Source organism: Alteromonas sp. KUL17 (assembly GCF_006538305.1).
In the GTDB taxonomy this organism is placed as follows: domain Bacteria; phylum Pseudomonadota; class Gammaproteobacteria; order Enterobacterales; family Alteromonadaceae; genus Alteromonas; species Alteromonas macleodii.
The window spans coordinates 119,667-135,856 of sequence record NZ_BJKJ01000008.1 but is presented as its reverse complement, the minus strand read 5'-3'; the positions used below and the strand labels follow the sequence as shown (position 1 = coordinate 135,856).

Sequence of the window (16,190 nt, the reverse complement as noted above, 5' to 3'; positions counted from 1 at the left end):
TAAGAATAATAGAAGAAGCCTGTGTGAACGCGCACACGGCTCTTTAAAATGAGGCTCCTAGCGATGAAACCATCAACTATTTTAGCTGTACCATTCAAACCTGTGAGCGCGCTAGCGCAGTCACTTACTTGTGTATTGGCGCTTACGATCAGCCAATCCGCTTTAGCTCACGGAGATCATAAACATGGCGAAGCGCATGAAATCACCGACAGCGATATTACCGTAACCACGCTCGCTGAAGGGCTTGTTCATCCTTGGGGAATGGCATTTTTGCCAAATGGCGATCTGCTAGTTACGGAACGTGAAGGTGGCATTCAGCGTTTATCAAAAGACGGTAAGTTGTCAGGACGTCTAGGTAATGTGCCTAAGGTGGTTGCGCAAAACCAAGGTGGTATGTTGGACATCGCTATCGACCCGGATTTTGCCAGCAACAACACTATCTACTTCTGTTACAGCAAAGCGAGTGAGGTTGAGGGCAAGCCGGGCAGCAGTAGTAGTGTTGCAAAGGCTAAGCTTACCGACTCAGGCCTTGAAAATGTTGACGTTATCTTTAGTGCCGACTCAATTGTGGATAACGGCTTTCACTTTGGCTGTCGTTTAGCGTTCGATGCTAAAAAGCACTTGTACATCACCATGGGCGACCGCTACAAGTACATGAAAGAAGCGCAGAACACCGATAACCACTTCGGTAAAATTGTACGCATAAACCGTGACGGCAGCGCAGTAGAAGATAACCCATTCACAGACGGCAAAGCCCCTGAAATATTCAGCTATGGTCACCGCAACGTGCAAGGCGTTACTATTCATCCTGAAACTGGTGCGGTATGGGCGATGGAGCATGGCCCGAAAGGTGGTGATGAAATCAATATCCTTGAACGCGGTGCAAACTACGGTTGGCCTGTGATTACCTATGGTGTTGACTATAGTGGCGACATTATCAGTGACAAAACTCATATGGATGGCATGAAGCAGCCTTGGGTGTATTGGGACCCGTCTATTGCGCCAAGCGGCCTAACGTTCTACCAAGGTGAAATGTTCAAAGAATGGAACGGGGATGTACTGGTGGGGTCGTTGAAGTTTACTCACCTTCGTCGCATAAAAGTAGAAGATGGAAAGCCCGCAGAGCAGTTTGAATATGTTCGTGACAATCACGCCCGTATTCGCGACGTTGAAGTTGGCCCAGAAGGTGCCATTTACTTACTGACCGATGCACCGAACGGCAAAGTATTAAAGCTAACCAAATAGCATAGTACCAGTCTGCATAGATAAGTGCTCACTCAGAAGGCACTGGCAAGCTTCATAGCGAAGCGTGGGAATGCAGGAATGGCTGTTCCCTTTCAAATTCTGGTATAAGACGCAGAATGAGAAAAGGCGCCACTTCATTGTTATTGTAAAATGAAGTAAGCGCCTTTTTTATTTATAAGGACATCGGGTCTCGTATTGACTTATTCGCCGTCGTTATTCTTCTTGTAGCGTTCAAACCACGCCACAATATTTCCTACTTTCTGTATTAAGCGAGAAGGGCGGCTTGCAATGCCGTGTGAAGCCCCTGGAATTCGAACCATTGCAGCATCGACACCTTGTAACTTCAGCGCTTGATAATACTGCTCTGTCTCGCTAATTGGCGTACGGTGATCGGCTTCACCGGTTAGCAGCATAGTGGGTGTTACTACGTTGCCCACTAAGCTCAAAGGGCTACGCTGCCATAACTTATCCGCAATAGTCCACGGCATATCTGCCATCCAGTAGTTGCTAAAGTACGGGTATGCGTCGGCAGTCAATGAAAAGCTTATCCAGTTAATAACCGGCTTCGCCACAACAGCTGCACTAAAGCGGTCAGTTTTACCAATGGACCATGCGGTAAGGGTTCCGCCGCCTGAGCCGCCAGTAATAAACAGATTCTCTGAATCTACATAGCCTTGCTTAATAACCGCGTCTACCACGTCCATAAGATCGTTATAATCTTCTGATGGGTAGTTATGGTGGATCAAATTACCAAAGTCTTCACCGTAAGAGCTACTGCCCCTTGGGTTGGACCATACAACCACATAACCTTGCGCGGCCATTAGCTGAATTTCCATGGCAAAGTGAGGGCCGTAGGCTGCATGTGGGCCGCCATGAATTTCTAAAATTAGCGGGTATTTTTTGCTGCTATCAAATCCTGGTGGCAAAGCAATCCATGCGTCGATAGGTAGCTCGTCCACACTTGATACTACGGAAAGGTCTTGTACTTCTGCCAGCGTTTTATGACCAAGTGCATCGCTGTTTAAATCGGTGAGTTGCGTATCATCTTTGCCTTTTCTATAAAGCGCCAGGTCGCCAGGCACAGTGCGGCTTGCCGTGGTGTAAACAATGTCGCCTTTATCACTAACTGTGAAGTCGCCCGACGTGTAAGGGCGTCCAAACGCTTGTCCACCTATGCTAACGTCGATAGGTTTCACATCGCCTTTCAGGTTCACTGCAGCAAGTTTAGTTTCGCCATGATCAAGGTAAGAAAAGATTAATCCTCGGCTGTCTTTGCGCCACTCAAATTTGCCTAAACTTCTATCTAGTGACGTAGTTAAACGGCTGATGTCACCACTTTCAAGCTCAAGTACCACAAGGTCGCCATTCTGATAAGAAAGCTTTCTGTCGTTGAGCTGAGTAAATGCAAGGTATTTTCCGTCGGGACTCAAGGTTGGTCTACCTTCAGGCCCTTCGATATCGGTAACTTGTTCAACTGCCGCTGTATTCACATTCACTTTATAGATGTCGCTAAACAAAGGGTGCAGCGCGTAGTCTTCTCGTTGTGGTGTGGCGAAATAAATCCAGTCATTCTCTTTAGAGAAAGAAAGGGTGCCGCCGCTAGGGAATTTTCCAGTTGTTAACTGACGCGGCGTACCGCCTTCAACAGGCAGAACAAATATCTGGTCAAAGCCTTCACGCAAGTAGCCTCTTCCGTCACCTCTATACTGCACCGCATCAATATAGGTGCCTTGGTCAGCCCACTTTGCTCCTTTAGGCTTGCTCGGCATGCCGGTAAACAATGGCTTTTGCTTTTCTTCGGTAAACTGGGTGAAGGCTAAGGTTTTGCTGTCATGAGACCAGGTTAACTGACGAGGTGCTTCGCTGATGTTGGTCAAGCGCACAGACTGCATGGTATCTAAGTAATAGAGATGGATTTGTGCGCGGCCGTTGACCGATTTTGTATATGCCACCATTTTGCCGTTGGGCGATAAGGTAGCCTGTGACAAGTTTTCATCTACACCAATAAACGGGCGATGCTCACCGGATTTAATATTTACTTGCCAAAGTCGGCTTTGTCTTCCGTCAGTCATGACATCCATGCTCTGACGAGAATAAATTACCGTATCCTTATTAAGAAACTGTGGGTTGGCCACAAATTCTAAGTTAAAGGTGTCATCGTATGTCAGCGCATTTAAGCTAGTCGAATCAGAGGCAGATTCCTGCACTGCATTGGCCTGACTTATACCTAAAACCAATAGTGATAATGCAGTCGAGGTAACACATAAGCCTTTTCGTACTGGTCGAAAGGCGAAACGAGACGCAAACATGGTTGTTCCTTTTGTTATTGTTTTTTGCGCTGAGCGCGATAGGTAGAATGTTCGCTGTCGTGTGCTTAGCGTAAATCCTAACGCAAATGTAGCAACCTGCGAACGTTGTCTCTAACCATATCGCTTTCGTTTCTTTTATGTAAAGCGCGTGCGGTGAAGAGGCTGGATTGTCCGTTAAAATTACATATCCAACATTAAGCGCAACGTTTAACAACGCAGGGCGCTAGCAATGGCAGTTGTCATTATTAATAGAGGGCTGGCCGCCCTTTAAGTCATTTGAGCTTTATTCGCCTTTAAGGCTAATTTTGCCCACAAGAATATCTTTAAACATGACCCAGTCGCCCATTAGGCTGTAAAGCGGGTGTTTAAATGTCGCAGGGCGATTTTTCTCAAAGAAGAAATGACCTACCCAAGCGAAACCGTAACCTACTAGCGGAATAAACCACAGTAGCGACCAGCTAGCCATAAATACTGCTAGTGCTATAACGCCGAGAACCAGCCACGAGCCGATAAAATGAAGCGTGCGGCATGTACTATCTCTATGTTCATTTAAATAAAACGGGTAAAACTCTTTGAATGAAGCAAAATGCGTGTCAGCGCTTGTTTGTGTAGACATAAAACCCTCTCGGCCATAAGCATGTATTTTATAGAAGTAGAGTGACTTAGTAGCAGTAGTTTACACTACGTTAACATTCTATTCTGAAATAGATTGTCGTGAATACGACAAAAAGAGAATGAGTTTTTGCAAACATGCGTGTTCACTGGCGCAGATCCAACAAAGTGGCGAATTAAGAGGCGCTTCCTAGTGCAAGGCGCGGTGACTAAAGATAGCCTACCTTAACCTTGTAATTTCAGGCCGTCTGCCCCATATTCCTCTCAATACAAGAAATTAAAGGCCTGCGTTATGGAAAATCTCGTTGCGAATAGCCAAGCAACCATCGTAGATATTACGGTAGAAAACTTTCAACAAATCATCATTGAAGCGTCGCAAGATAAGCTGGTGCTAATTGATTTTTGGGCAGATTGGTGCGAGCCCTGTAAAGACCTTATGCCTATTTTGGAAAAGCTGGCGGGTGAATATAGCCAGCACTTGATCCTGGCTAAAGTAGACTGCGAAGCCCAGCAAGAAGTCGCTGCACAGTTTGGTATTAGAAGTCTACCAACGGTGATGGTGGTGCAAAATGGTCAGCCTGTTGACGGCTTTGCGGGTGTGCAACCTGAGCAGCAAATTCGCGAAATGCTCGCTAAATATTTGCCTAATCCTGAAGACGATCTACTTGCCACTGCTGGCAAAGCGATTCAGCAAGGTGATTATGCAGAGGCACTGCCCGCAGCTAAAGAAGCCCTAGCGCTTAACCCAGATAACGTAAACGCTAAATATATGCTTATTGATTGCTATATCGAGACCGGATCTATCGATACAGCCAAAGCGTTATTGGAAGAAATTAAGTTGGTTGATCAAGACTCTCGCTATAAGAGCTTAGCGGGAAAAATTGAATTGGCAGAACAAGCCGCCGACACTCCTGAAATTCGTCAGCTTCAAGCAGCGGTAGAAGCGAACCCAGACGACTTGCAGCTTAAAGTTGATTTAGCGGTACAGTTGCAGCAAGCGAACAAAGCACAAGATGCACTAGAGCTTCTTTATAGTGTGTTAAAGAAAGAACTTGGGTTTGGCGACGCCAGAAAGCTGATGATGGATATGGTGAATGCGCTTGCCGACGGCGACCCGTTGAAGTCGGAATACCGCCGAAAAGTTTACAGCTTATTGTACTAACAACGTCAGCATTTTAGCGGCTGTCGTAGGGAACAATGAGTCGAGTCTGACTTTGATAAATTGACTGTACGAGGTTCGTGCTGGTACTTGCAGGTGAACGAGAACGCATGCTGACGAGTGTCACCGTGTGTATTTCTACTGCGATTGCTGTATTTATTTAGGCGTGAGAATGGGGGAGAACCCCTCTTTGTGCAGCCAATTAAGTGCTTCGAAATACTTTTGAAAATAATCGCGCTCGTAGTTAGCTGATTCAGCGTCACGGTGCTTAGAAGGGTGGGTTCGTTCTAATTGGGCCCGCCTAACCATTCCGGTATCCAGCACGTAAGCTGAGCGTGTAAGCCCTCGCGAAATGTTCACCTTTATTGCTTCTGCTAAACGGGTTTGGCATTCAGGCGTAGACAGCACCCAGCGGCGTCCGTCCATTAGGGCAGCCCAAGGCTTATTGTCGAACTTAGCGATAAGTTCATGCATTTCTTCTATAAAAAACTCTGTCGTTTTCAGGTTCCACGCCCCGGTTGCAAACACCTCAAGTACGTTACCTGAGACATCCAATGAATAATTTCCGTATTTAGGAAAACGCATAAAATACCTTTAATGTTTGTCTGCGTGGAACAGACGGAGCTTGCTAACTCGGCTAACAAAAACATCTTGCCTCTATAGGGTATAGCAGAGTTCTTAAAATTTGCTGTGATTGTGTTTATATAAGAAATATCACTAAGCACGTCGATTTGGGCAAAACAATTTACACTTAATTTGTAAATAAATGTTTTGTTGCAGGCGCAGATTCATGCGAAAACGGTGGAAATTTGATAGGGTTTACGCAGTTTTTATATTGGGCAATAGAGCATGGCATATCAGCATTTTTATACGGGTTTTCTTAATGCGAACAAAGGTAAACAGCATTATGCATGTCACAGCCACTACTTTTGGCCCGACTGCACGCGTGATGCAATGCTCAACTACTGGGATGACAGCGCTAAGTATGTTGACGAAAAGTGGGGATATTTCTTCCAAACTTTGGTGCCAGAGCTACAGCAGCGCATTAGCAACATACTGAACACTGGAGCACCACAGCAAATCGTTTTTGCGCCCAATACCCATGAGCTGCTTTATCGCGTAATGAGCTGCATCGATAGTGCTGCGCCTTATAAAGTAGTGTCGACAGACAGCGAGTTTCACAGTTTTCAGCGCCAAGCGACTAGGATGCAAGAGCAGGGTGCGATAGAACTTATTACCGTACCTACTAAACCCTACGATACGTTTGCGTCGCGCTTTAAGGCTGCCATCGCCGAACACGATCCCGAGCTGGTTTTCTTTAGTCAGGTGTTTTTTAATTCCGGATACGTGGTGAACGATGTCACAGATATCGTAAATAGCGTAACTAACGACAATACCCTTATTGTGGTTGATGGCTATCACGGGTTTATGGCAAAGCCTACCGATATAGCGAACATTGCCAACCGAGCCTTTTATCTTGCCGGTAGTTACAAATATGCTCAGGCAGGAGAGGGGGCATGTTTTGCGCACGTACCCGTGGGCTGTGAGCTAAGACCCGCATATACAGGCTGGTTTGCAGAGTTTGGCGAGCTAGATAAGCCTCGCAAGGTTGGCGGCAAAGACAGCGTTCAATATAGTCTAGATGGAATGCGCTTTGCTGGTGCGACCATGGATTTTACCGCGCTCTACAGATTAAGAGCCGTGCTTCGCATGTTCGACGACAATGGCATTGATGTCGCTACAGTTAACGAATACGTAATGGGCATGCAGCGCACATTTCTAGAGAAACTTGCTACCTGCAACCATCCCTTGCTAAACGAAAAACATCTAGCAGTAAGTGATGAAGCAAACCGAGGGCATTTCCTTACCTTTGAATTAGATAGTGCCGATGAAACAAAAGCCCTTGCTTCAGCGCTTAAAGAGCACCATATCCTTACCGATTTTAGAGGAAACCGCTTACGGTTTGGTTTTGGTCTGTACCACACCTCTGAGTACATTGATTTAACCGCACTGAATCAGAAAGCGTAAGTCGTTGCTTTAAACATACGTAAATATTAACGTCACACTTATTTAAGGATAGTTTTATGGAGTGGCTACTACCCGCTTTAGCGTTGGTACTTATTATAGAAGGAATAGGGCCGCTTCTTTTTCCTAATAAATGGCGCAATTATTTACTTCAGATAAGCCAACAGCCCAGCAATCAACTGCGTCAAATTGGCGGAACCCTTGTGATAATAGGCGCACTACTGCTGTTTTATTTCAGTTGAGTTAGCGCCCAGATCTAGACATTAAGAGGCGTGAAGCGGTGTGAAAACGGACCTCATCAAACACTGCCACACGCTTTACCATAATACATAGTACGAAAAGGAGCGCGACTTTACCGTTGACTGAAAAGTGTGCTCTTAAACCTGTATTCAACATTCAGAGGTATATTTTCAGCCCTTTGAATACCTCATTAGCTTTTAAGCATCCAATGCCCGCGAATAATAGCAAAACGTTATATAAATGGGCGTAGTGCAGACTGCGATAGACCGTCTGTTCAGCTTTTTTACCGGGTAATGTTTAGAAAGCTTTAAAAATTAGCGTCTTAGAATGTTTGTGCTGAAAAATAAGAAGCCAAGCCTTATTTCAAAAAGGCTCGAGCGGCAGTGGGTCATCTTTGTGATTTCAAAAATAAAAATAAAATAGTCGTATTTTTGTTCGAAAAAGAGATGATCCTTGCCCTAGAATTTTGTAGAATCCCCGCCTAATTTTCTTACACATATGATTCATGGCAAAGAACGTTGTGGTACTCGGCACTCAATGGGGTGACGAGGGTAAAGGCAAGGTCGTAGACCTACTCACTGATCGCGCAAAATATGTTGTTCGTTACCAAGGCGGACACAATGCAGGTCACACTCTAGTAATCGACGGTGAAAAAACCGTACTTCACTTAATCCCATCAGGCATCCTACGCGATAATGTTACCTGTATTATTGGTAACGGTGTTGTGCTTAGCCCTGACGCACTAATGAAAGAAATGACTATGCTTGAAGAGCGTGGCGTTCCAGTGCGCGAGCGATTAAAGATTAGTGAAGCTTGTCCGCTTATTCTTCCTTATCACATTGCACTAGACGTAGCGCGCGAAAAAGCCCGCGGCGCAAAAGCAATTGGTACAACGGGTCGTGGTATCGGTCCAGCGTATGAAGATAAAGTAGCCCGTCGTGGATTACGCGTTGGCGACTTGTTTAATGCAGAAGACTTCGCAGCAAAGCTGAAAGAAGTGCTAGACGTGCATAACTTCACGCTTACGCAGTACTATGGCGAAGAAGCAGTAGACTTTGACGAAACCTTAAAAGGTGCAATGGAAGTTGCTGACATTCTTAAAGCAATGGTTGTTGATGTAACTGACGAACTAGACAAAGCACACAATGCTGGCTTGCCTATTATGTTTGAAGGTGCACAAGGTACACTTCTAGACATCGATCACGGTACTTATCCTTATGTTACGTCGTCAAACACTACCGTTGGTGGTGTAGCAACGGGTGCTGGCTTTGGCCCACTTAAGCTAGATTACGTACTGGGTATTGTTAAAGCATACACTACGCGTGTAGGCTCAGGCCCTTTCCCTACTGAACTAGAATGTGAAGTAGGCCAACACTTAGGTGTTAAAGGTCACGAGTTTGGCGCGACCACAGGTCGTAAGCGCCGCACGGGTTGGTTCGATGCAGTTGCGATGAAACGCGCAGTACAAATCAACTCTATTACAGGTTTCTGCTTAACTAAGCTTGACGTACTAGACGGTCTTGAAAGCCTTCAAATTTGTGTAGGCTACAAAGATGCAGACGGTAACGTGAAAGATGTTCCTCCTATGGCGGCTGACGGTTACGAAAAAGTGACGCCTGTTTATGAAGAAATGCCGGGTTGGACAGACAACACTTTTGGTGTAACTGAGTTTGAAGCGCTTCCACAAGCTGCGAAAAACTACATTAAGCGTCTTGAAGAGCTAACAGGTGTGCCGGTTGATATCGTTTCAACAGGTCCAGACAGAAACGAAACTATCGTTTTACGCAGCCCTTACGACGCGTAATAGTTTCACATTAAATATGTTTAAAAGCCCAGTGTCACTGGGCTTTTTTGTTTGTAATTTTTCGACCTCTTACTTTTATATAATCTTGTTATTGCTTCAACGTTAACTGTTTATACTTCTTAAGTGTTACGTCAGCCACTTGCACCTAAAATACGAGCTCATTAAACATTAATTAACAATTTAGTTGCGTTGTCTTCGAACATCTCTATTAATATAAGATAGTATCAGTTAATTATTGCGCTGCTTTGCCCGACAACAATCTTAAGATGAGCCATAAAATTGTTGCAGTGGGTGTTATGCTATCGGAGCCTTCTTATGCCAAATAGACCTTCTCTTCACGCAGTGGAAACTGGCGTGTGTTTCGTTGACGTTGTTCACAAGCTTAACGACAGTTTCGATACAGGGAAAACCCAGTCCTTGGAGTGGCGTAAAAGCCAGTTAAAGGCATTAGAAACTTTACTGAAAGACAACCAGCACGACATTTTGCAGGCCCTTAAAAATGACCTGGGCAAATGTAAGACCGAAGCCATGGTAGCGGAACAAGGGTTTCTGCTTTCTGATATCAAGCATACGCTTAAGCATTTGGATAAATGGGCAAAGCCACGCAAAGTATCAACGCCCATGGTGGCATGGCCAGGTAAGAGCTTTCGCAAGCCTGAGCCGCTTGGCACTGTGCTTATTATCGGAGCGTGGAATTATCCGCTTCAGTTATTGCTTGCCCCTTATATCGCCGCTATTGCAGCGGGCAACTGTGCGGTATTGAAACCCTCTGAATTGGCTGAAGAAACCTCGTCGCTGGTGGCTAAGCTTATCCCCCAATATATGGATAATTCATGCGTTGCCGTAATAGAAGGCGGTAAAGATGAAGCGACGGCGCTACTTGCCTGCAAATGGGACCATATTTTTTACACCGGTGGTGAAGTGGTGGGCAAAATTGTCATGAGCGCCGCGGCCAAACATTTAACGCCAGTAACCCTTGAGCTTGGCGGTAAGAGTCCCTGTTTTGTTGATAAAAACACAAACATTGCTGTCACAGCGCGCCGTTTAGTGTGGGGTAAATGGATGAATGCGGGCCAAACTTGTATTGCGCCTGACTATGTCATTGTTGAAAAGGGCTTTGAGCAAAAGCTTATCGATGCGGTTAAAAAAGAGCTGAAAAAGCAATACGGCAAAGCACCTTTATCGTCACGAGATTACGGCAATATCGTTAATCATCGTCACTTAAAGCGTCTTGAAAATTACCTTGAAAACGTCAATGTGGTGTATGGCGGCGAGCTAGATGAATCTCGTCCAGCAATGGCGCCTACCCTTGTACTGGAGCCATCGCTAGATAGCCCGCTAATGAAAGAAGAGATCTTCGGCCCTATTCTACCTATTATCACTGTTGACAACATGGAGGCGGGCATTAAGTTCGTGAACAGCAGGCCTAAGCCACTCGCACTTTATGCATTTAGTGATAAGGATGATGTGCTTGATAATATTATCAGCAAAACCAGTTCAGGCAGTGTGTGTACTAACGACACTATGCTGTTTATGACTAACCCTGAGTTACCGTTTGGTGGCGTAGGAAATAGCGGCATGGGTAGCTATCATGGCCAAGCAGGTTTTGATACATTCAGCCATATTAAAACGGTAATGAAACGTTCATTCGCCCTTGACGTGTTCTTCCGTTATGCGCCGTTTTCTAAGTTTAAGCTGTCGTTGCTTAAGAAGTTTTTATAACAGGAGTTTCCATGGTTCAACCTTTTCATCTTGCCATTCCGGTCACTAATTTAACCGACGCAGAAGCGTTTTACGGTGAGTTGTTGGGTTGTGAAAAGGGCCGCAGTGATACCCAGTGGATAGATTGGAACTTCTTTGGCCATCAATTAGTGACCCATTGTGTAGAGGCTATGCCGTCGCCGCCTGCCTATAACGGGGTAGACGATCATGCTGTGCCGGTGCCGCACTTTGGCGTTGTGCTAACCATGGACGATTGGCAAGCACTGGCAAGTAAATTAGAGGCTGCCGATACCGAGTTTGTTATCGCACCTTATATTCGTTTTAAAGGAAAGCCGGGCGAACAAGCCACTATGTTTTTCAAAGACCCTTTCGGCAACGCCTTAGAGTTCAAAGCGTTCGCCGATATTTCTCAGCTTTTCGCTTCATAATAATGGGGGCAGTTGCTCTTTGCCGTACATCAAAGAGCTGCCTGATACTAGGCTAGCGCTTCTTCTTTTTTGGTTTGAAGCGCTTATATAAAAGCGCAACACCTGTAAGGGTGAACAAAAAGGCGCTGCCCGAAAAAGCAATTAACAACGGCGTGTTAAAGTTACTTCTGTCCTTATAATCCATTATGTGCAGCATCCACATAAAATCAAACAGCCGCCATGTGTCGGTACGTACGCGCAGAACACTGCCTGTGTTTGGGTCGATATAAAACCGCGAATTAAGGTCGTCATCGAAGTTTACCTGCCATAATGGCGCAGACAGGTTTTGCACTTCTTGAGGTAACACGCTTAATAGCTGGGTCTCACCAATATCGCCAGTACCTGCGTATTGCCCTTTTGCTGCTTTACGAATAGCGCTTTCTTGCATGGTTTGCAAAGCTTCACCTGTTAATGCGCTGTAGCGATAGGCAATGTTGTCATCCACGACATGATAAACAGGAATAGCATTGAGCGTGTTTGGGTCAGCATGGTCTACTTCATTTATACGGTGAGTAAGTGAAAGTACGGCAGCGCTACTGTGGTGGCGCAAAATGTCTGAAGGGGTAACCGTAACGTTGTGCCACGACGTAGTGACGGCGTGTTTTAAGTGGTTGCCTCTTACTTCATCGATAGGTAACCACGCCATAACCAGACCACTTAAGAACCATAGACCAATTTGAATGAACAGTATTAAGCCCAGGTAGTTGTGCGCTTTGCGCATAAATTTCATCATCAGGTTTTTTGGTTTTATTATCAAAAGGCTATAACATCAGAAAACAATAACCGAGTAAACCGAAGAAGAGGGTGGTTTTGAATAAAGCATTAGTGCTGGTAGACGTACAAAATGTGTATTACACCTGCCGTCAGGCGTACAAACGCAACTTTAATTACAACCAGTTTTGGCGTGAACTTACCTACAACTTGGATATAGCCCATGCTTTCGCATACGCCATAGACAGGGGTGACAGCAAGCAGCGTGAATTTCAAAACATTCTTCGTGCTATTGGATTTGAAGTAAAGTTAAAGCCTTTCATTCAACGTGCTGACGGCTCGGCGAAAGGTGACTGGGATGTAGGTATAACAGTAGATGCACTTGAACACGCCGACGATGTTGATGAGATCATTTTGGTGTCGGGCGACGGCGATTTCGATATTCTTGTAAACGCCCTTAAAGCAAAAGGGAAAACCGTAACGGTGTACGGTGTTCCTGCATTAACGGCTGAAAGTATTCAAAAAGTGGCGTCTAAGTACGTGCCTATCGACGCCACGCTGTTGTTGTAGTTTTCAGCTTGTACTTTGTTCAAGGCTGAACTAATAACGCTGAGCCCCCAAAGCTCCACTAATGTGGCTCAGCTAACAGCCCTGTGCTGATAAGGCTGTACTAATATGGTTGTACTAGGCTCTTACCTCGTCCGCTTTTTTCAGATGCGGCTTCTACACCCTCTTTAGTACGCTTAATTAAATGTACATCACCAAAGCGACGGTTATCTATGGTATAGCCCATTGCTTTAAGCTCATTTACCGTTGCCTCTGTAAACCCGTCGTGCATACGAATGGTGTCTTTGGGCAATAGCTGGTGATGAAAACGTGGTGAGTTCACGGCTTCTTCAGCGCTCATATCGTAAAGCAGGGCATTCAATAGCGACTGAGTTACCGACGAAATAATGGTAGTGCCGCCAGGAGAGCCTGTTACCAGAACCACTTGGTCGTCTTTAGTGACCAGCGTTGGCGTCATAGACGACAGCATGCGCTTGTAAGGTTCAATAGCATTCGCCTCACCACCCACTGCGCCGAAGAAGTTAGGCACGCCAGGCTTAGCACTAAAATCGTCCATTTCATCATTCAACAAAAAGCCAGCACCAGTTACAACAACACCGCTACCAAAAGTAAGGTTGATGGTCGTTGTATTAGCAACAGCGTTACCCCATCTGTCCATAATAGAGAAGTGTGTTGTATCTTCGCTTTCTTTTAAACCAGGCTTAACGCTTGGGGTATCAGAAATACTGGTAGGCTGAATATCTGCTGCGCGTTGAGTAATATAGTTAGCGTCAGTGAGCGCTTTTACCGGAACACTAACAAAATCAGGATCGCCCATGTATTCAGCGCGATCGGCAAACACGCGCTTACCAATTTCTGACATAACGTGAATGTATTCAGTACTGTTTTGCGCTGGCAAATCGTGCGTTGCGTCATAGGCTTCTAGCATGCCGATCCACTGGGCAACGGCAACACCACCAGAGCTTGGAGGAGGTGCGGTCACCAGCTCATAACCTTGCCAGTTTAGGTGAAGAGGTTTGCGCCACACTGCTTTGTAAGCCAGTAAGTCTTCATAGGTAATAAGTCCGCCGTTTTGCTGCATAAAATCAACAATATGCTTTGCTACATCGCCTTTATAAAAGCCATCCTTTCCCTGTTGCTGAATCGCTTTAAGCGTTTTCGCTAGCTCTGGCTGTTTGAAGGTAGTGCCTGCTTTAGCGTGTGCAAAATACTCGCTAAAGTTGTTATTGATAGCTGCTTCTTTGGTACGCTCAATATAGTGATCAATGTTATTGGCCAGCTTCTCGTGAACCACAAAACCTTGCTCGGCCAAATCAACGGCTGGTGCGAGTAGACGCTCCCAATCCAATGTGCCGTATTTTTTATGCGCGGCCCACATACCAGCAACGGTACCAGGAATGCCAGACGCTTTAGCCCCAAACAAAGACTCGTACGGTTTTACGTCACCTTGCTCGTCAAGATACATATCGCGATGCGCATTTTCAGGTGCCATTTCACGGTAATCTAAAAAGTCGGTGTTATCTTCAAACTTTATTGTCATAAAGCCGCCACCGCCTACGTTGCCCGCCTCAGGTAGAGTAACAGCCAAGACAAACTGTGCCGTAATAGCAGCGTCAATTGCGTTACCACCTTCTTGGAGTACCTGCATTGCAGCATCGGCACTGTAGCTGTCAGGCATGGCAACGGCCTGTTGGCTAAGCCCTACTGTATTGTTGCTAGCACTATCAACAGGGGGATTTGGCGCATGGGAACATGCTGCCACTACTGAAATAAATGCCACTATTACCGAGATAAACCCGACGTTAGCTATCCGCTTTTTCATTACAAACTCCTTGTTACAGACATTGCTAAACCTTTGCGATTAGCAACTGACTTCCAGCAAGCTTTAATCAACGGCATTAACCAAGCATGATCAAGCTTGCTACAAAATAGGCAATAAGCGTAAGTGCGCCCGCAAATAGTGCGTAGGGAAACTGAGTTTTAACGTGCGTTAATACGTCAGTACCTGCTGCTAGCGAAGATACGGCAGTAGTGTCGGAAATAGGTGAACAGTGATCACCAAATATGCCGCCCCCCAAAATAGCGCCAATGACCAGTGAAGGGGGTAACCCTAAACTTTGAATCAACGGCACACCAATAGGAATTAGGATGGCGAATGTGCCCCATGACGTGCCTGTGGTAAACGACATGATCGCTCCGGCAATAAATAGCATGGGAACAATAAGCACTAAAGGAAGATACTCTCCCACTATGCCCGCGACAAACACGCCCGTTCCAAGCACCTTAAGGCTATTGCCTAAGGTTAACGACAGTAACACTATGGTTACTAGAGGAAGTAGTTCACCCATCCCTTTAAAACCAATTTCTACCGCTTCCTTGTGGGTAAAACGTTTGTGGATTAAGAGCAGGCCATAGGCAATGGCAGTGGCTAAAGCAGTAGCGTAAAGTACAGATTTGCTCCCGCTGCCTTCAGACAATACCCCATTACCTGTCCAGAACATGAAGCCAACCATGCTTAATACCATTATTATTAGCGGTACCAACATAAAACGTGCCTTGGTGGCAGGTTCCGTAGTTTGGTTAACCTCTACATGCGTGAGTGCTTTTTCTTCCTCAACCATGGGGCCGTGCACTTTGTCAGCGGAAATAGTGTAGGCCACAATAAGTAAGGTGAAGATAGCGTAAAAGTTAAAAAATACGCTGCCCCATAAAATTGAGGCTGACGAAGCTGGTAGCTCGTATGCATCGAGCAGGCTGAGTATAAATGCCCCCCAGCCGTTCAATAAAATCAAAATGCAAACGGGCGCGCTGGTGGAGTCGATGATGTAGGCTAAGCGCGCGCGGCTCATGCCGAAACGGTCAAACAGACCTCGGGCGAATATGCCGGCAGTGAGCACACTTAAGTTTGATTCTATGAATACAGCGATGCCAGTGAACATGGTCAAGCCGCCAACTTGTTTGCGACTCTTCGCTACCCCTTTGTTTACTAGAAAGTTGACCGTTGCCGTTACTCCGCCAGAGTCACGTATAAATGCGAGCAACGCGCCCACTAGTACAGAGAAAATAAGCACCCGTGTATTGCCAGGACTCGCGGCGGTATCAACCACGCGCTCTATGGCATTAATGGGCGCCATATAGCTGCTAGCGATATCAGCATTTATCAAAATTAACGCTTCCGCGCACAAAACAGCCAGCGCTAATGCGAGTATGACTTCTTTTTTCCAAAAGACGACGGCAATAGCCACAAGAGGGGGGATGACTGACATCCAATCCATACTTCTTTCCAAACTTAAATTTATGTGTGCCTAGGACTTGTTGAGCTTTGATAA

The 16,190-nt window shown here is 45.7% G+C and carries 14 protein-coding genes; 8 read left to right on the top strand and 6 right to left on the bottom strand.

The annotated features are described in order from the left end of the window. Positions 1 to 63: 63 nt before the first annotated feature. Complete coding sequence (locus KUL49_RS09585) at positions 64 to 1,245, top strand: PQQ-dependent sugar dehydrogenase (protein WP_131137143.1); 1,182 nt, start codon at positions 64 to 66, stop codon at positions 1,243 to 1,245. A 200-nt stretch (positions 1,246 to 1,445) separates the two neighbouring features. On the opposite strand, the gene KUL49_RS09580 is transcribed toward KUL49_RS09585, so the two are convergent. Together KUL49_RS09580 and KUL49_RS09575 are read right to left on the bottom strand one after the other, a co-directional pair. After that, positions 1,446 to 3,554, bottom strand: coding sequence for a S9 family peptidase (locus KUL49_RS09580; protein WP_131137142.1), 2,109 nt, complete (start codon positions 3,552 to 3,554; stop codon positions 1,446 to 1,448). A gap of 283 nt (positions 3,555 to 3,837) precedes the next feature. Continuing rightward, a complete protein-coding gene (locus KUL49_RS09575) occupies positions 3,838 to 4,170 on the bottom strand; it encodes a DUF962 domain-containing protein (RefSeq protein WP_014948104.1) in 333 nt (110 codons plus the stop codon). Between the two features lie 288 nt (positions 4,171 to 4,458). On the opposite strand from KUL49_RS09575, the gene trxA reads away from it, so the two are divergent. Then, positions 4,459 to 5,328, top strand: a complete 870-nt coding sequence (gene trxA, locus KUL49_RS09570) for a thioredoxin (RefSeq protein ID WP_014948105.1) — start codon at positions 4,459 to 4,461, stop codon at positions 5,326 to 5,328. 153 nt (positions 5,329 to 5,481) lie between these two features. Here trxA and KUL49_RS09565 read toward each other — a convergent pair whose 3' ends face one another. Continuing rightward, complete coding sequence (locus KUL49_RS09565) at positions 5,482 to 5,910, bottom strand: hypothetical protein (protein ID WP_131137141.1); 429 nt, start codon at positions 5,908 to 5,910, stop codon at positions 5,482 to 5,484. A 264-nt stretch (positions 5,911 to 6,174) separates the two neighbouring features. Here KUL49_RS09565 and KUL49_RS09560 point away from each other — a divergent pair, with 264 nt between their 5' ends. The 5 genes from KUL49_RS09560 to KUL49_RS09540 all read left to right on the top strand — a co-directional run bounded on the left by KUL49_RS09560 (position 6,175) and on the right by KUL49_RS09540 (position 11,544). Continuing rightward, positions 6,175 to 7,353: an aminotransferase class V-fold PLP-dependent enzyme gene (locus KUL49_RS09560; RefSeq protein WP_131137140.1), complete on the top strand. Its 1,179-nt coding sequence runs from the start codon at positions 6,175 to 6,177 to the stop codon at positions 7,351 to 7,353. 56 nt (positions 7,354 to 7,409) lie between these two features. Further along, the gene (locus KUL49_RS09555) at positions 7,410 to 7,592 is read left to right on the top strand and encodes a DUF2065 domain-containing protein (RefSeq protein WP_014948108.1); all 183 of its coding nucleotides are present in this window, start codon (positions 7,410 to 7,412) and stop codon (positions 7,590 to 7,592) included. Positions 7,593 to 8,095: 503 nt separating this feature from the next. After that, positions 8,096 to 9,394, top strand: coding sequence for an adenylosuccinate synthase (locus KUL49_RS09550; protein ID WP_014948109.1), 1,299 nt, complete (start codon positions 8,096 to 8,098; stop codon positions 9,392 to 9,394). A gap of 315 nt (positions 9,395 to 9,709) precedes the next feature. After that, a complete protein-coding gene (locus KUL49_RS09545; RefSeq protein ID WP_061439300.1) occupies positions 9,710 to 11,116 on the top strand; it encodes an aldehyde dehydrogenase family protein in 1,407 nt (468 codons plus the stop codon). A gap of 11 nt (positions 11,117 to 11,127) precedes the next feature. Next, positions 11,128 to 11,544 (top strand): VOC family protein, encoded by a 417-nt coding sequence (locus KUL49_RS09540; protein ID WP_049588357.1) that lies wholly within the window; start codon positions 11,128 to 11,130, stop codon positions 11,542 to 11,544. Positions 11,545 to 11,596: 52 nt separating this feature from the next. Here the strand turns inward: KUL49_RS09540 and KUL49_RS09535 are convergent, their stop codons facing one another. Further along, complete coding sequence (locus tag KUL49_RS09535; RefSeq protein WP_242633790.1) at positions 11,597 to 12,304, bottom strand: PepSY domain-containing protein; 708 nt, start codon at positions 12,302 to 12,304, stop codon at positions 11,597 to 11,599. 89 nt (positions 12,305 to 12,393) lie between these two features. Between KUL49_RS09535 and KUL49_RS09530 the strand changes: the two genes are divergently transcribed. Further along, a complete protein-coding gene (locus KUL49_RS09530) occupies positions 12,394 to 12,864 on the top strand; it encodes an NYN domain-containing protein (protein ID WP_014948113.1) in 471 nt (156 codons plus the stop codon). A 100-nt stretch (positions 12,865 to 12,964) separates the two neighbouring features. On the opposite strand, the gene ggt is transcribed toward KUL49_RS09530, so the two are convergent. Together ggt and KUL49_RS09520 are read right to left on the bottom strand one after the other, a co-directional pair. Beyond that, on the bottom strand, positions 12,965 to 14,683 hold the full coding sequence (ggt, locus tag KUL49_RS09525; RefSeq protein ID WP_014948114.1) for a gamma-glutamyltransferase: 1,719 nt from the start codon (positions 14,681 to 14,683) through the stop codon (positions 12,965 to 12,967). Between the two features lie 76 nt (positions 14,684 to 14,759). Then, positions 14,760 to 16,136, bottom strand: a complete 1,377-nt coding sequence (locus KUL49_RS09520) for a Na+/H+ antiporter NhaC family protein (protein ID WP_131137139.1) — start codon at positions 16,134 to 16,136, stop codon at positions 14,760 to 14,762. Between the last annotated feature and the right edge of the window lie 54 nt (positions 16,137 to 16,190).

Excerpts from the sequence above, each read along its gene's own strand:
- KUL49_RS09565 (WP_131137141.1), bottom strand. The coding sequence starts at position 5,910 with ATGCGTTTTCCTAAATACGGAAATTATTCATTGGATGTCTCAGGTAAC.
- KUL49_RS09550 (WP_014948109.1), top strand. The coding sequence starts at position 8,096 with ATGGCAAAGAACGTTGTGGTACTCGGCACTCAATGGGGTGACGAGGGT.
- ggt (WP_014948114.1), bottom strand. The coding sequence starts at position 14,683 with ATGAAAAAGCGGATAGCTAACGTCGGGTTTATCTCGGTAATAGTGGCA.
- KUL49_RS09540 (WP_049588357.1), top strand. The coding sequence starts at position 11,128 with ATGGTTCAACCTTTTCATCTTGCCATTCCGGTCACTAATTTAACCGAC.
- KUL49_RS09585 (WP_131137143.1), top strand. The coding sequence starts at position 64 with ATGAAACCATCAACTATTTTAGCTGTACCATTCAAACCTGTGAGCGCG.
- KUL49_RS09520 (WP_131137139.1), bottom strand. The coding sequence starts at position 16,136 with ATGGATTGGATGTCAGTCATCCCCCCTCTTGTGGCTATTGCCGTCGTC.
- KUL49_RS09535 (WP_242633790.1), bottom strand. The coding sequence starts at position 12,304 with ATGCGCAAAGCGCACAACTACCTGGGCTTAATACTGTTCATTCAAATT.
- KUL49_RS09560 (WP_131137140.1), top strand. The coding sequence starts at position 6,175 with ATGGCATATCAGCATTTTTATACGGGTTTTCTTAATGCGAACAAAGGT.
- KUL49_RS09580 (WP_131137142.1), bottom strand. The coding sequence starts at position 3,554 with ATGTTTGCGTCTCGTTTCGCCTTTCGACCAGTACGAAAAGGCTTATGT.
- KUL49_RS09545 (WP_061439300.1), top strand. The coding sequence starts at position 9,710 with ATGCCAAATAGACCTTCTCTTCACGCAGTGGAAACTGGCGTGTGTTTC.
- KUL49_RS09555 (WP_014948108.1), top strand. The coding sequence starts at position 7,410 with ATGGAGTGGCTACTACCCGCTTTAGCGTTGGTACTTATTATAGAAGGA.
- trxA (WP_014948105.1), top strand. The coding sequence starts at position 4,459 with ATGGAAAATCTCGTTGCGAATAGCCAAGCAACCATCGTAGATATTACG.
- KUL49_RS09575 (WP_014948104.1), bottom strand. The coding sequence starts at position 4,170 with ATGTCTACACAAACAAGCGCTGACACGCATTTTGCTTCATTCAAAGAG.